Raw genomic sequence first — 15,061 nt, forward strand, 5'->3', positions numbered from 1 at the left:
AAATATAGTAGTAGACTGATACGACAGCGAAACTGTGGCCGTGAGGCTATTTGTTCTTCCGGATCGGTGCAGTCGGCAAACCAACCATGGTAGCGGCCATTTGCAGCTATGCTTTCAGGTTGCTCTTTCAGAACTCCCTCTTTAGCATTCACCTTTCAGCACACCTCCGTCGGCGGAAGCAACTTGACAACAACGGGGCTCTCTTGGTTCTTCTTTAGTGTGCGGATCTGCTTAGTCAACAAGTGAATGAACTCTTTGATATTCGGCTTCAAAAGGTCTCAAAACGCTTGGAGCTTAATTATGTCCCAGATGAAGAGCAGGAGATTGATGAATTGAACGATATTCATTAACGGAGTGTTTACTCAAAATTATTGACAGACAGAAACAATTTCTAATGGAGAAATGTAGCCTAAGAGAGAAACTTGATATTTGCCAGGTTAATAGTATTCTAAATCTTCTCTTTGACATCTTTAGATTACATAGTGATTAAGTCCTTCAAGAACAGTAGCTTGGTCATAGTCATAAACGATCCCTACACTGAACTTCGCTCTAGTTAAAGCAACATACAGTTTTGAACGACTCGTAGAAGCTAAGTCAAAAGTGTTATTCTTAATCCATCTAATAAAGGGTTGAGTTGGATATATTAATATCCTTTCCAAAGTAAGACCCTTAGACTCACCAAAATTAATGCACTTGTAATTTTTATTTACTGTCTGTCTAATGCTATCTCTTAATTGAACTGGGTTATATCTTTGTAGATACTGCTCTACGTCTTGTTTTTTTACAAGAAAAATGCCATCATGTCCCGTTTCTTCATGTTGGTTTGATTGGCTAGGCGTATACTGAGGAAATAGCTTTGAAGAATATGTACAAATCAAAGCATTGTTTCTATAAGATACATTTAACGATTCTTCATCAATATCACATACTATTTTACTGCACTCTGATTGAATAAACTCTTTAATACGTCCTTCTTTATAACGGTCATATTTTCTTTCAATATGAGTAAGATATGTTACCTGACGAGGATCACCTACGAATAGTATGCTAGAATCGCTCATCAAAAGTAACTTTACAATGTCTAAATCATATCCTGCCAAATCTTGAATTTCATCGATAAAGATATGCGGATAGATACTGCATAATCTCTTAATAACAGCACCTTCGCTTGATTCGTTACATCTGATAACTAATTTCGAAATTTTATCCGAATATACTTTAGAGTCACTTGTAAAGTAGTGATGTTTAAAGTGAGCGCCTTCACCAAAGTAAACCTTTCTACCTGTCCTCTGATCAGTAAATCTAAATGCTGAAGATTCATTTACTAGAAACATTCCTCTAATAGCTTCATCATATAACCCACCTTGATAAGGTCTAATTCCATGTTGTAACAGAGTAGAAAACCAAGTCTGAATGGTGACATGTGACGGAACGCACCCATTCAATTCAATAAACTTCTTACGGATCTCGGCTTCGTTCGCTTGAGTATAAGTTGTAATAAGTACATTTCCCTCAAGTTGTCTTAATGCTTCATTTACAAGAAATGTTGTCTTTCCAGAACCTGCTGCAGCTATAACCAGTTTATTGGTTTTCATATTGATCACCTAATTGCCTCTGCGATGTATCCAGGGAATACCACAGTTTCAGTAGTTTCAAAAATTTTCAATGCACACTCAGTTTTATGAGACTTCATATATTTATGCATCTCATCAATATGTGCGTATTCTGTGCCAAAAATCGTATTGAATGTGCTCAACTCATTAGCCTTCAGCATTTTTGGTTCCAATGTATTATAATTAAATGGGTTTTTCCCAATAAGCAAGTCACCTTCATCAACTGTTTGGTCATAACAAATCTTAATGCGTACATTGTTATCGCCTAGATAGTCACTATATTTCCTAGAGACTGCTTCAACATCACCATCATTATCTGTAACAACTGTTACAGGTTTATTAAGCAATACAGCAATCTCAAGGAATCGTAAGAAAGAGGTTCCTACCGAGATGACATCGATTTCGTCATGAAGTGGCAGTTTGCCCTCATTAGTGTTCATATAAGCTTTCTGGACTACCAGCTCATCGGAATCTCCCTCAACTAAAATAGCCTTCTTACAAAGAATCAATCGAAGGGTATCATAACCAGCGACCTTCTGAAAATAACTTTTTGTATTGGATTTTAGATCATTCAGTTTTATTGCCTTCTTGTCGTTTAATAGGATCAAATTGTCTAACCCCAATTTATTAGCTACGAAACTACTATGAGTAGAAATAATTATTTGTTTATCTTGCTGATTCTCCGCTATTTTATTTATGAATTGATTTAATTTAGTATATGATAGGTGGTTTTCTGGTTCTTCAACTAAGATGACTGCAGCTTCTCTTGTTCTCCTATGACTTAATGCCAACTCAGTTTTAACAATGCATTGCTCGCCTTTTCCAACGAAGTGGAAAGGTACGTCATCAAGATACGTCACTAAGCTGTTTTCCCAAGCATTCTTAGAAAGTAGCTCAACAGAAAGTTTAACTTTCTTTCCAGTTAGAACGGCGGTTTCTTGAATTTTTGCATTAATAGCTTGTATTGACTCTGAATCCATGAAATTATCTCGCATTTTTCTATGCGCTTGGGAAATATCCACTATATCATCGGGCTCCAAGTTATTCCGAACAATTCTGGAAATATAAACATCAGATCCATTCTGGTATCGATTACTTGATGAATCAATCATGGCAGACTTTAGTGGAATGCTTTTAGGCGTTATTATATCCCTGGCAAATGTAGACCAAACCAAATCGTAATATTCAATGGGTAATGTCTTCACATCACCTTTACTAACTAACTGTTCATATTCTGCTTGATACTTTTCATCGAAACAAACTTTAAGTGAAATTCCGCTTTCCTTTGCCCGATCGCTATTACCATTACCTTCAAACAATGATATATCATCACCACTCAAATATACTTCAATCAATATGTATGGTAACTCATGACTTTGTCTTTGCTCCAATTTTGTTAAGTATTCACTCACAACTGTATTGTTGAAATAATACTGTGTTAGCTCATTTTTAATTTGTCTGCCATTAAGAAGCCCAGTTAGTGCTAAGTGGATTGCTTCTAGAATAGTACTTTTCCCAGCCTCATTATTCCCTACTAGGATATTCATTCCACCACTAAGTTCTAAGACGAACTCTCCATAAAAGCTCTTAAAGTTCTGGATTTTCACCTTTTTAATTTTCATTTGTTAATTCCCCCACTCAGTCTTTCTAGATACTAGATGAGATACACCTAACATTAGCTCGGCTTCGTACTGGTCTGCAGGTAAATTTCCATTATCTTTTAATTTTAAGTTGCGATGTTGTCCAACTTTATTTAAGTAATATTGATCCGACTTCATCTAAAGAAGATTAGCTATCCATGCGCCTTACCGAAACTCCCTTGTAACTTACTTTATAGTTGCTGCCTTTTTAAGTGAAGTACGATTCAACTGTGCTCAACTTGCTCATATAACATAAACAGAAGCGCCACTCGACTATCTATAGTGACACGATGACAATTTTCGAAGCTTTCCCGCTTCCGCAGAAACATCGATCTTTCTTATCCATAAACTTCCTCCAACCCTAGTGTCTTCCTACAGTAAACATTCGTCAAGGTATGACATTTTCCTGCTACATAGTAGTGAAATAGACCTATTCACTGTAACTCACTTCAAGGTTTCCTTTGTTTTTCTGTACCACCAATATGACTTAGGGATTGAGTAAAATTTCATGTCAAATGGAAATGACAAGAACTTTATCCCATAAAACAAAATAAGCCGCTGTTTACGCGGCAATTAATGAGATAATGTCTTTTCACACGACAGTTATCTACAGCTTTCCTCATCTCTTCATCTATATATTCTGTTAGAGTCATGTGATGGGGAAGCGAGCCAAACCTTCCGCCGTGGAATAAATGCCACCAGTTCCTGGCAAGTGAACCGTCTCTTTGGGAAGTTGTCCTGTGTAGATAATTCTTGGCATGGGCATCTCAGCCTTCAATGCTGTATCAAACCTTTCATTCCATTATGCTCTCGCACCTTTTTAGGTAGTGCTCTGTGTTATTGTTCGGAGCTACCGTCATTTGTTAAAAGTTATGAAAACAGCAAGGGCGAAATCATGTCCCATTCCTTGATGTAGATACGGCTGACTTCATTGAAGTGATTGAGCACCTGTTTTTCTGAATTTCGCAACATTAGTGACTATTTAGAGTTTTGGAATAGCTCCTCAAATCTAGTAATGATCTCAATAACTTCATTGGACAGATCATGATTTCTTGGAGTAAGCTGTTCCAACAAAATGTCCAGTCTTTGTTTAATCTCTCTTCTCAAAATGGCTTTATTTACAGAAAGATCAGGGTTTATTGATCGAATAGCACGATTTTTCCTGAAATTAGAAAGGCATTTAATAAAAGCTTTTCGGATGTCTGCAGTCTCTATAACACCATGGCAGGAAGCACATAGCGTGACTAAATTATCTTTGTGATGGACTCCCCCGAGGTTGCGCGGAATTTTGTGATGTAAATGTAAATCCGTTTCAGCCTCATATACTACACATTTATTTCCATCACGATCTTGCACTAGGTTCTTTAAAGATTCTGTGAAGGGAGTATCCCAAAGGTTAACAAATTTTAGCTTTCCCCCAGCTCTCATATCTTTCTCACTCACTTTCACATGAGGGAGTACTATAGCTTCAACTCTAAAAGAAGTCAATTCCGATATGAACCGATCTTAGGTTTCATCTGTTAATACAAATTCATCATCTTCAGTTTCCTTGTTTAGCTCATCTCTTTCGCTAATTAATACAGATAGATAAGAAATTACGATTGCCAGTGAGTTTGATGTATGACCAGAATGATAAGAAGCTTTCTACTTCTAATTCTTCAATGTTACCAAGGACGGACCGCTTTAACTGTACATTTTGAATGTAACCCCTGCCAATAAACGCAGATATCTCCCAAGGGGTTCGGATCTCAATGGTCGAATTGAGGAATGTCTCAACACTATGCTCATGCGCCCGGAACTTATCACGACGATGGACGATACAACGCAGAGAGCTGCCCGCCCATTTGCGGCAAGCTCTCAATCATTTTGTTCTCCTTTTTATTGAATAACCTGTACAGGAAGATGCGTTAGGGATTGGCCGGGAGCTGAAGTTGCTAAATTCTTCTCCAGATCAAAACCATCGACAGGTTTAATGCTTGAAAAGCGCTGTAGGAATGCCGTTAAAGCCAGATTAATTTCCAAGCGGGCTAATGGTGCCCCCAGACAAAAGTGAGGACCGATACCAAAGGTCAGATTCTTCTTGTTGTTTTTGCGGAGAATATTCAGTTCGAACGGATTCTCGAAAATCGCTTCATCCACATTAGCCGCGCTCATCCATGCAATGACCACATCTCCTTTCTTCAGTTCAACTCCTAAAATATCATTGTCCTGTTTGACAGTCCGATGGCGTTTGGAGATTTGGAAGCGATATCGAAGCATCTCTTCAACTGCATTCGGTACAAGTGACAAGTCATCTCTTAGCTGCGAATAGTGGTCGCAATATCTGAGAGATCTTGGATGGTATATTTCCCTAGAACCTTACTGAACTAACCGTTTATATTAGTCATGAAAACCCACATTCGTGCAACAAAATCCTCGGAGCCTGTGCTGCGCAGATTCCGAGGAAAGTCGGTTGTTTCATAAGATTCTGACACCTTGCTTATTGAGCAGACTGAGCCACTGGAGCCGCGCCCATCGCCGGGGCCTCTTCCTTCCTGTTGTACTGCAGACCCAAGACGACGATCAAGCAAACAACGGCGTATAATGTAAGTTTAAACAGAAGTTCTCCGGTACCTCCCCCTCCGAAGAGGAAGTTAAAGTCCAGATGGACAGGATAATACATGATGGTCCATAGGAAAACATACATGGGATGTTGATAATTTCGCAGGGTCAGATAAAATTAACATAAAAGAATGGCCTGAGGTTGACATCATCCATACTGCAGAATAAGGGGAGTTATTTGATTCGAATAGCCACGCTGAGGCAAGGTCTTCTATAATAGATATTTGAAAGAAAGGAAAAATACTATGAATGAACAACTAGACTTGGAGTTTCAAGAGGCTCTTGTCAAGAACAAGGGAAATGCAATGCTAACCGAATTGCTGAAAAGGGTTAATCGAGGGGATGCTAATGAAATATTAAATGTAGTGCAGAGTTCTACGTTTCCTGAGTTGAATCGTCTACTTGTCGGGGATGATTTGAACTTTGCTCGAATGGTATTTCAATACATCGCACCACAGGTCGTACGTGCCGCATTAGAGGGGGGATTATCATGGATATCCGCAACGGCGATATACAAGAAACATACCAAGAGCGCCATTAGCACGGTTTCGGTCTATAACATGTACGAGATTTATCGTCATTTATTCCTCGACTTTGCGAGCAACGTTGCTCGCTCTCGAGAAATAAATTCTTTCTCTCCAATTGTATGTAAATGCCGTAAATTCATAGCCGAACGCCTCTATGAACCGTTATCTGTTAGCGAATTAGCTCATTCACTTCGGATAAGTAAAAGCCATCTAGCCCATGCCTTTAAGAGAGAAACTGGCGAAACCGTCTCGGACTACATTCGCAAGCTGAAAATAAAGGAAGCCAAAAAACTGCTTTGCGAATCGGACTTGGCCATAATGGAAATCGGGGAACGATTGGGGTATTGCTCGCAAAGTCATTTTACCAAGAGTTTCCGTAAAGAAACAGGTGAAACACCTAGTCAGTATCGTATCAGAGAAACGATTTCGTGAAATAAAAAATAGCACGAATGTGACAGGAATACATTAATGTACTAACGTTTTCATCCCCCATTTTGTATCCTTATTGTGTATCAAATATCACCTTAGGGAAGATGGGATGACAAATGGGAAAGAGTTTAGTCGGTAAAGTTGCAATTGTTACAGGTTCAGGACAAGGAATCGGCAGAGGCATCGCTCTTGTACTTGCGCGAGAAGGAGCGAAAGTCATCACAAATAACCGCAAACCAAGCACTCAAAGAGAAGTTGTCGATATGAGTATTTTGGATGAAGAAGCAAAGGCAAAACATGCAGCTTTGAGTGGTGACGCGGAGAAGACGGCTAACGAGATTATCGCTATGGGCGGTGAAGCCATTCCCTTCTATGGAAATGTCGCGGATTATGAAACGGCAGGTAAGCTCATACAGACGGCAATCGATGCCTGGGGAAGAGTTGATATTTTAATTAATAACGCCGCTGGTTTAGGATCCGGTAACCTATTGGATACCTCTGAAGAGGATTGGGATTATCAGACGGTTCCCAAACTTAAGGGCTCTTATAACACAATGAAACACGCAATACCGTTCATGATAGAGCAGAAGTTTGGAAGAATTATTAACGTTGCTTCCGATGCATGGACAGGAATTCCCGGACTTGCTGCGTACAGTGCTGGCAATGCGGGTCTTGTCGGCGTAAGTAAGGCGGCTGCCAAGGAGTTGACGGCATTTGGTATCACAGTAAATACCATTTGTCCGCAAGCGGATTCTCCAGGTCATGTTCTTCACTTCGCAATCGCGAAGAAAAAAATCGAAGAGCAATTGGGTGAAACCATTCAGATAGATCCAGAAAAGATGAAAGCGGTGGAGGCTGCTCACGGACCGGCTGAAAACATGGCTCCATTTTTAGCCTACTTAGCTACCGAAGAAGCCGCCTATATAAATGGCGCTGTATTTTCAGTAACTGGCGATGCCCGCGTAACCTTATATACTGAACCTCAACAGGCAAACACGATCAAGAAACAAGAGGGGCCGTGGACGGTAGATGAGTTAATCGATACAGTTCCAAAAACTCTATTGAACGACTATGTTTCTATCGTTAAAACGACTTCCTGGTGATGATCGTTTCCTTCTAGAAATGAATAGACAGCGATCATGCTGTCTATTTTTTATAGACTAGAAACTGGATTCGTAATAAGTAAAGCTGCCTCTCCTTAACCCTTGTAAAGAGACATGTTGCAATAACTAATTAAAGGAGAAGTGAAAAAGTGAAGAACATCATCGTTCTTGGCGGAGGATATGGCGGCTTGACGGCCGTTCAGGAGCTTCTGTGCAATATCCCCCCAAACGTCAAAGTCACCTTGGTGGATAGGATGCCGTTCGGCGCGCTCAAGACGGAGTATTACGCGCTTGCAGCCGGCACCGTGTCCGAGTTGGATATTCGAGTATCCTTCCCATCCCACTATCAGCTTCAGATCGTATACGGAGAAGTAACCGCCATTTCATTCGAGAATAAAGCGGTCCATCTGTTTAACCACGATCCTCTCTTCTACGACTCCCTTATCATCTCTCTCGGCTGTACGGACAACTTTCATGGAATTGCCGGCGCTGCCGAATTCACGACCAGCGTGCAGTCTCTCTCCTTGACCCGCAGAACCTATCAGTTGCTAAACGACATTCGTCCCTATGGACAAGTATCCATCGTGGGTGGTGGTCTAAGCGGCGTCGAAGTCGCTTCCGAGCTTCGCGAGAGCCGACCGGACTTGAACATTCGTATTCTGGACCGCAGTAACTTTATGTCCGCGTTCCCGACGAAGCTCCAGAAGTACGTCTCCGCCTGGTTTGCGGAACACCAAGTCGAGCTGCGATCCGGAATTCATATATCAAGAATTGAAGACGGGGTTATCTATAACGGCAACAAGGAGATTCTGAGCGACGTCTCCGTCTGGACGGCCGGCATTCAGCCCGTGAAGCTCATTCAGGATATCGACCTTCCGAAGGACAAGCAGGGCAGCCTTATCGTTAACGAATTCCACGAGCTACCTGACGCTCCTGACGTATACGTCATCGGCGACTGCTCAAGCCAGCCCTTCTCCCCGAGCGGGCAGTTGGCTCAGGCGCAAGCGCACCAGGTCGCTCAGGTGCTTCATGCCCGCTGGGGGAACCACGCCATTAAGCTGCCTCGCATTCAACTTAAAGGAACAGTTGGCTCCCTCGGCAAGAAGTCCGGCTTTGCCGTCATGGGCAGCACCTCGTTCATGGGTCGTATTCCGCGCATGCTGAAGAGCGGAGTTCTGTGGAAGAGCCGCCGCCACTTCGGATAATAGGCATTCGAACGAACCGTTTATCCATTAAGCGACATGATAAGTAGTTGCTGTAGCAACTGCTTATTTTCGTTTAAAGAATATGATTAATCATAAATTTAAGAAAGTAACGGTTAATGCCAGACAACCTATAGCTATTGCAGGAATACTTGCGGAGATTGGCTCTTTTATCCATAGATGTAGTAGTGTTGCGATGACCATCGTTATAGCTATCCAACTTTCTGCCACGACGGCAAGTAGCGGGTTGAAAAAGCCTACAAGCTAATCGCTAAGCTTCGCAAAAGGCACCCATAGTGTCAATATAAATCTATAAATGAGCAGATTCGCTTCCAATAAACTGTATAGTCAAAAAGAATAGAGACAAAGCGCGCTCCTTGTGGTAAAAAGTAGTCACCATAACCCCATTACAACAAAGAGAACTCGCTATGTCTCATACCGCTTTGTATTTTTCAAAGCCAGTCTTAGCTCATATATTGAAAAACTACGTGAACTCTAAAGTTATCTTGTAAAAATAGATCCCCTTTCCAATTTTATACTCGTCGTGAATGTTTTTGTGCCAGCCAGTGTCCCCGCCTAGTCCTGCATGCTTATAGTCAATATTCAGATATATAGCATCTGACGTCCCAAGTTCGTCTTCATAGGATGCCTTGTCGTACTGTTCTATGCTGTAATAATGAATATCAAAATGGAAATGACCTTCTGCCGAAACTTTTATTTGGCGATTGTCTTCCGTGGATACATATAAATAACGGACATCTTCCTTACCGCCGCATTCAACTGGAACAATATAAGGCACATGTTGCTGTTCGACGGAGCTTTCGTATATTCCGACGAGAGCTGACGTTTTACGGTCTGCATAATTATCCCAAGGGCCGCGTCCATACCACTTAATATTTCTCCACGCATTTGTGAATTTAAAGCTTAGGCCAACTCTCGGAATGGTTTCAATTTTAGCCTTGTTCACAACCGTATTCGTGATGTCGATGCCCTTACCACCGACAGCATAGTTTGCTTTTGCTTCAATGCATCCATGATATACACAATGAACTTGGATGATTACGGAAGTAGTAGCTGCAGATACCCTAATATCCTTGATTTCCTTTTGATTGGAGCCCAGCCCAAGAGCACTCCACTCGTCTGCATAATTAGCAGAACTCAGATGAATGCCAGAGTCAATTCCTGTTGGCGGACGATAAAAATTGTTCGCTCCCCCCCCGAGAAATAATCAACATTCTTGTATCTTACCGAGATGAACTCTGCCGTTTCCTTCGAAAAGACAACTTCGGTAGTTTCATTTCGGATAATAATTTGTTGTTCCGTTTCTTCATAAGTCAAACTATCTTTTTCAATATCTCCAGCATGCAGTTGAGGGACGGATTCTTCAAGCGTTAGACATTCGATACCCTTTGGCCCCAGTGAAATTATTAGGAAGCGCAATATATTCTATCTTAACAGGAGACTGTACATATTTGATTTCATTGGTAGACGGTTTCATCGTTAAATCTGGAAATACAATACCATTCAGGCACATTTCTGGAGCGGAATCAATGACATCTTCTTGAAATCCACCACCATAGACATATTTTTTATTTCCAGCTTCATCATACTTAACAAGCGCTTTATCCTGAAAACCCCAAATAAACCCTCCCTGGAAACGTGTTTAGTTTATTCTCCTTTTCCAGAGAGTGCTGAATTATTCGCTTACTTCATCAAAACAGACCGCTAAACTCCTCTTGCCTTCTGTACAGTAACTTCTACAATTTTATCCCTATCATCATATTTGTATTCTCCCACCCGGCCACCAAAAAAACGTTCGTTTGAGTTATGAATGCGTCCCTTCGGAATATCTTAGCAGAACATATAGGTGAATAGCTTACGAAGGTTCATATGCCTGGCTCTCATCCTGGGTAAACGCAAACTGTACATTAAAATTCATATAAACCAAACACACCATTTAATCCACTAAACAAAAGGGAATAAATGGTGCTTTGGATTCTTGATTGTCCTCTATTGTAAATGTTACTCTGTTTCGAGTACCTCGATGGTATAACCCGAATCCGTATCAGCCTGCATCATTATGATGTTCTCTTCAATCCTCCATGCTATCCGGGCTGTCCCGCCTTCAGGCAAGGGAATCTCACCTTCGCACACATCTATCCCGCTTCGCCGAGGCTGAACCGTAATCAGACGCCTTACAGGATCCACGCTTTCGATGCCAAGCGCGTCTTTATATAGCCAATGTACAACATGTGACGCAAAACCATGATTCATGCTGGCACTCGTATCTTTATGCTCCCAAAGCGTGCCTGTTTGTTCAGCCATATACAGAAAATAGCCTTCGATCTCTTGCATCAACCGTGGGGCTTCCCCGTGGCGTGAAAGGAGATCGAGACGCAAGTAATTGCCAATGAACGCGTTGGCTGGATGTACATCCGGGTACGTTACCGATACGTCGCGCGCAGGACCGAATTTGTTCAACAAAACAGACCACAGCTCTGCGTGCGACTCTGGTGTCGCGATCCCGAAGTACAAGGCGTAATATTGGCAAGACTCTGTCATCTCTTCGCATACTTGCAGCGCTCCATCGACGCGTATCGCATGGTCGGCAAAAAACGTGCCGTTAAACGACTGCCCGCGAATCGCCGTTCGGATCTGCTCCGCCTTGCTCAAGAGTCTATCATCGCCGAACATTCGCCCCGCCGCAGCCAGAGCGCCTGCGTACAACATGTTGATCGGGTAATTCACGTCCTGTACAAAATCGTTGGCTTTGGACCACTCCACGAAAACCCAGCCTTCCAATCGTTCCAGTAAGCCGAATTCGTTCTCGAATGATTTGAAATAGGCCAGATAGTCGTAAATTCTGGTTCTTATCCTATTCTTCCATTCAATATGATGCGTCCGTTGCAGATACTCCTCCAATTCCAGTACAAACCAAAAGCCCCAATTCGGTATGTTGCCAAAAGGCTGCCAGTCCAGATCAGCCGGATAACACATCGGAAGCATACCGGAAGGAATTCCGATGAAGGAGTCAGGTAACAGGAAGTTTTCGACAAAATTCGTTTCTACGCGCGAGGCGCCTGTCAACCAATGCTCGACTCGTGCCGTAAAATAGCTATCGCATAACCAACCGGCTCGTTCTCTCGATGGGCAATCCATATATATATCCGTTGCATTCTGAATGAATGTCTCTCGCGCAGCTTCAAAAATGGTGTTTAACGCATCGTTGCCCGAACGAAAAGAGGCTTGCTTCGTATCCGGATTCGTTAGCTCGCGCAAGCTGATCTCTTCCAATTCGCAGTTGCCTTTCGTCACCATGAGCTTCAAATACCGAAACGTATAAGACTCCATCGTTTCCAGCTCATACTCTCCGGGCTGCAACTCGAATCCTATGGCATTGACGCACTGAGCGAACAGCGGGTCGATCTCTTGATCATCGCGTAGGATCTCGTCGAATAAAGCATACACAATCGTTTCGGTTTCGCAGCGCACCTTCAGCCGAACAAACCCGGTTCGATTTACGCCCCAATCGTACATACGGTATGTGCAAGGTTCATATTTGTTCGTCGTCAAGCCGTATGCTTCGTTGACAGGCTGTCTGTTTACCGACCTGAACTCTTGAATGCGGTCGCTCAGCACTAATTCTAGTTCTTCCTGCTTGTAGCCACGTAAATCTGAACCAATTTCCTTCAAATGTCCAGGTCTCAGGAAGGTTTCAGGCTTAAACGGGATTAATTCACCATTGAACAATACACTGCTCGGACACTGCACTCGAAAAACGGGGTAAGACACCCCTCTGCCAATTAGCGCTTTCTGTTCAGCAGCTTGGCAGGCTACAATCTCAACACTAGCATTGGGGTCGAGCTTCCATTCGTCGGTCTTGGCGTCCATTTGGTAATATTCTATAAAGGTCCGCTGATAGCTGTACCGCTGCACCTTTTGAACGCGATGCTGCAGCACGATGGCTTCAAATTCCCCCTCTAGGTCATGCGTTGATGCGAGGATGTCGCCTCCTGCTTGCATTTCGGCTTGCAGAAAAGAGGGTTGATCCAGAACGTAATAACTATTCACATTCGCGCCATTCACCTCGACCGCGACTACATTGTGTTCCTCGATCAAAAACCGGGATAGCTTCCATTCGTCAACACGATAAAACCCGTGAGGTCCACGTGCAGGGCCATGCCCAACAAAGCGCCCATTTACGAAAACGCGATAGATCGTGGAAGCCGCGATTCGCAGTTCTACCTCGGTTTCGCAGGTCCCGCTAAGGATCGTACGGAACCCAACGGTCAAATTCATTTCTTTTTCTCGTCCAACAGGCCATATCGGCACTGCTTTCTCAAACCGGTTCATCCTCTTCCCCCTCAACTTCATCTTCCTACCAGCCTTCAAAGCCCAGAAAATACCGGAATAAACGATTACATTCTCTTCAAGTGTATTGCCGTCCATTCCCGGAGCGGAAAGAGATATCCCTTCTTGATCGTTTTCTTCTCTACTACTTCACAATTCCATACATCGTACACAGTGGCTTCATACTCCGGTTCTGTTCCGTCATACGGCCCATACCAAAAGTTCTTTCCTGGCATATCGTAGCGGCAGAAGAGTAAATATTCGTCGATTCCTTGATGCAGGCCGAAATAATGGTGTCCTTCCGTATTTCGTAGATCTCTCTCCATTTCCTGGTAAGAGCAAGTCTCAAGAATTTGCTTCATGAACGTTAACCGGGTAGCGCTTTCTCCTATTAACGTCCCTCCATATGACCAAAACAGGTCCGTATCATTCTCCTTGAGCTTAAATACCTCGCCATGTGAGGCATACCCGCCTGCCATAGCCGAGAGCCAATGCCGGAGAACGGTTGTCTTCGCATCACTATTGCCCCACTCGTGCCTGATGTTGCCTTCATATTGATACTCGTCGTTAATGACGGGCTTATTGTACGTATTCTTCAATTCAAGCATTAAGGCATAAGTATCCGGGTGCTGATACGAAACATGGGTCATCCAATCCCGATTCGGGTACACGATGCCTAACGGAATATTATGATTGGAAATGGGGTGACCATGCGGATCGTTGACCTTAACGAACGACCCCAACAGGTCCCAATCCTTCCGGTCCATACCAACGCAGAACTTCCCATCCTCGGTTTCCATGATGTCGTATTCATTCGCGAGGGACCACCATACGTTCCGGTAAGCAGAAAGTCTCGCAATCATATATTTCACATACAAAAGGTCGTCTTCTTGCAACATTCCCTTATCAATGCCCCAACAATCGTAGGGATGGAACAAGATGACATCCGCCTCGATTCCGAGTTTCAGCAGCTCCATTACGCGGTCCTCAAAGTTTTGAAAATAAGCCGGGAGCAACGTCTGAAAATCAAATGCATTCGGTGAGCCTGCAAACGGGAAAACAGGAGGAACTTCCGAAACTTGGAAGTCATCATCAGCACCGCCACCGTAATACTTCGGAAATACAAGCATTCGAATTTTATTGAACCCATATTTCGAGAAAGACGCCAACGTTTGTTTCCGAATCTCCTCTGGCCTGTAAGTCCAAGCGTAAGCAGTTGTGCCCATTACAAAAAATGGTGTTCCATCGGCATAGGTAAAATGCTTTCCCTTCACCCTGACAGGTCCGTGATTGCCTTGTAGCGCCGGGGTGCATTCGAAGGTGCCCGTTAACCCGCTGAACTCCTCGTAATTGGACACAAGTTGGAAGGTGTATTCCCCCTCTTCCTCTGGCATGAAACGAATTTTCCACGTTGATCCACCGTCATAGAACCCTGAAACTTTGGAACGCTTGCCATTCTTCTTTAAAGAAGCCTGTAGCCTTACGTCTTGAAAAGGATGGATAAAACTCACCGAAGCTTGCAGCTCGATCTCGAAAATCGACCAGCGTTCGATTTTTTGTGAATAATGCATCGCAATCACCTCTTTAACATATTTT

9 protein-coding genes and 3 pseudogenes are annotated in these 15,061 nt (G+C 42.9%); 4 read left to right on the plus strand and 8 right to left on the minus strand.

The genetic code is table 11. The annotated features are described in order from the left end of the window. Window positions 1–470 precede the first annotated feature (470 nt). The 4 genes and pseudogenes from AC50X8_RS07980 to AC50X8_RS07995 form a co-directional block, all read right to left on the minus strand. On the minus strand, window positions 471–1,595 hold the full coding sequence (locus AC50X8_RS07980; RefSeq protein WP_494879230.1) for a UvrD-helicase domain-containing protein: 1,125 nt from the start codon (window positions 1,593–1,595) through the stop codon (window positions 471–473). Between the two features lie 5 nt (window positions 1,596–1,600). After that, complete coding sequence (locus AC50X8_RS07985) at window positions 1,601–3,235, minus strand: ATP-dependent nuclease (RefSeq protein ID WP_494879231.1); 1,635 nt, start codon at window positions 3,233–3,235, stop codon at window positions 1,601–1,603. 996 nt (window positions 3,236–4,231) lie between these two features. Continuing rightward, window positions 4,232–4,696, minus strand: a complete 465-nt coding sequence (locus AC50X8_RS07990; RefSeq protein ID WP_494879232.1) for an HNH endonuclease — start codon at window positions 4,694–4,696, stop codon at window positions 4,232–4,234. A gap of 435 nt (window positions 4,697–5,131) precedes the next feature. Further along, a pseudogene (locus AC50X8_RS07995) lies at window positions 5,132–5,584 on the minus strand (cytochrome P450); the annotation flags it as partial. A gap of 515 nt (window positions 5,585–6,099) precedes the next feature. Here AC50X8_RS07995 and AC50X8_RS08000 point away from each other — a divergent pair. From AC50X8_RS08000 to AC50X8_RS08015, 4 genes are all read left to right on the plus strand, one after another. After that, window positions 6,100–6,813 carry a helix-turn-helix domain-containing protein gene (locus AC50X8_RS08000; protein ID WP_494879233.1) on the plus strand — a complete coding sequence of 238 codons (714 nt, stop codon included), beginning with the start codon at window positions 6,100–6,102 and terminating at the stop codon, window positions 6,811–6,813. Window positions 6,814–6,926: 113 nt separating this feature from the next. Further along, window positions 6,927–7,913 carry an SDR family NAD(P)-dependent oxidoreductase gene (locus AC50X8_RS08005; protein ID WP_494879234.1) on the plus strand — a complete coding sequence of 329 codons (987 nt, stop codon included), beginning with the start codon at window positions 6,927–6,929 and terminating at the stop codon, window positions 7,911–7,913. A 149-nt stretch (window positions 7,914–8,062) separates the two neighbouring features. Continuing rightward, entirely contained in the window at window positions 8,063–9,118 is a 1,056-nt protein-coding gene (locus AC50X8_RS08010; RefSeq protein ID WP_494879235.1) for an NAD(P)/FAD-dependent oxidoreductase, read from the plus strand. 82 nt (window positions 9,119–9,200) lie between these two features. Beyond that, window positions 9,201–9,383, plus strand: coding sequence for a hypothetical protein (locus tag AC50X8_RS08015; RefSeq protein ID WP_494879236.1), 183 nt, complete (start codon window positions 9,201–9,203; stop codon window positions 9,381–9,383). Between the two features lie 216 nt (window positions 9,384–9,599). Here AC50X8_RS08015 and AC50X8_RS08020 read toward each other — a convergent pair. The 4 genes and pseudogenes from AC50X8_RS08020 to AC50X8_RS08035 all read right to left on the minus strand — a co-directional run. After that, window positions 9,600–10,310: pseudogene (locus tag AC50X8_RS08020) on the minus strand (beta-galactosidase small subunit-related protein); the annotation flags it as partial. A 189-nt stretch (window positions 10,311–10,499) separates the two neighbouring features. Continuing rightward, window positions 10,500–10,763: pseudogene (locus AC50X8_RS08025) on the minus strand (glycoside hydrolase family 2 TIM barrel-domain containing protein); the annotation flags it as partial. Window positions 10,764–11,137: 374 nt separating this feature from the next. Next, on the minus strand, window positions 11,138–13,468 hold the full coding sequence (locus AC50X8_RS08030; RefSeq protein ID WP_494879237.1) for an alpha-L-rhamnosidase-related protein: 2,331 nt from the start codon (window positions 13,466–13,468) through the stop codon (window positions 11,138–11,140). Between the two features lie 65 nt (window positions 13,469–13,533). Further along, window positions 13,534–15,036, minus strand: a complete 1,503-nt coding sequence (locus AC50X8_RS08035; RefSeq protein ID WP_494879238.1) for a DUF5060 domain-containing protein — start codon at window positions 15,034–15,036, stop codon at window positions 13,534–13,536. Window positions 15,037–15,061 lie beyond the last annotated feature (25 nt).

The sequence above is a fragment of the Paenibacillus sp. JT22N15 genome (genome assembly GCF_059383755.1).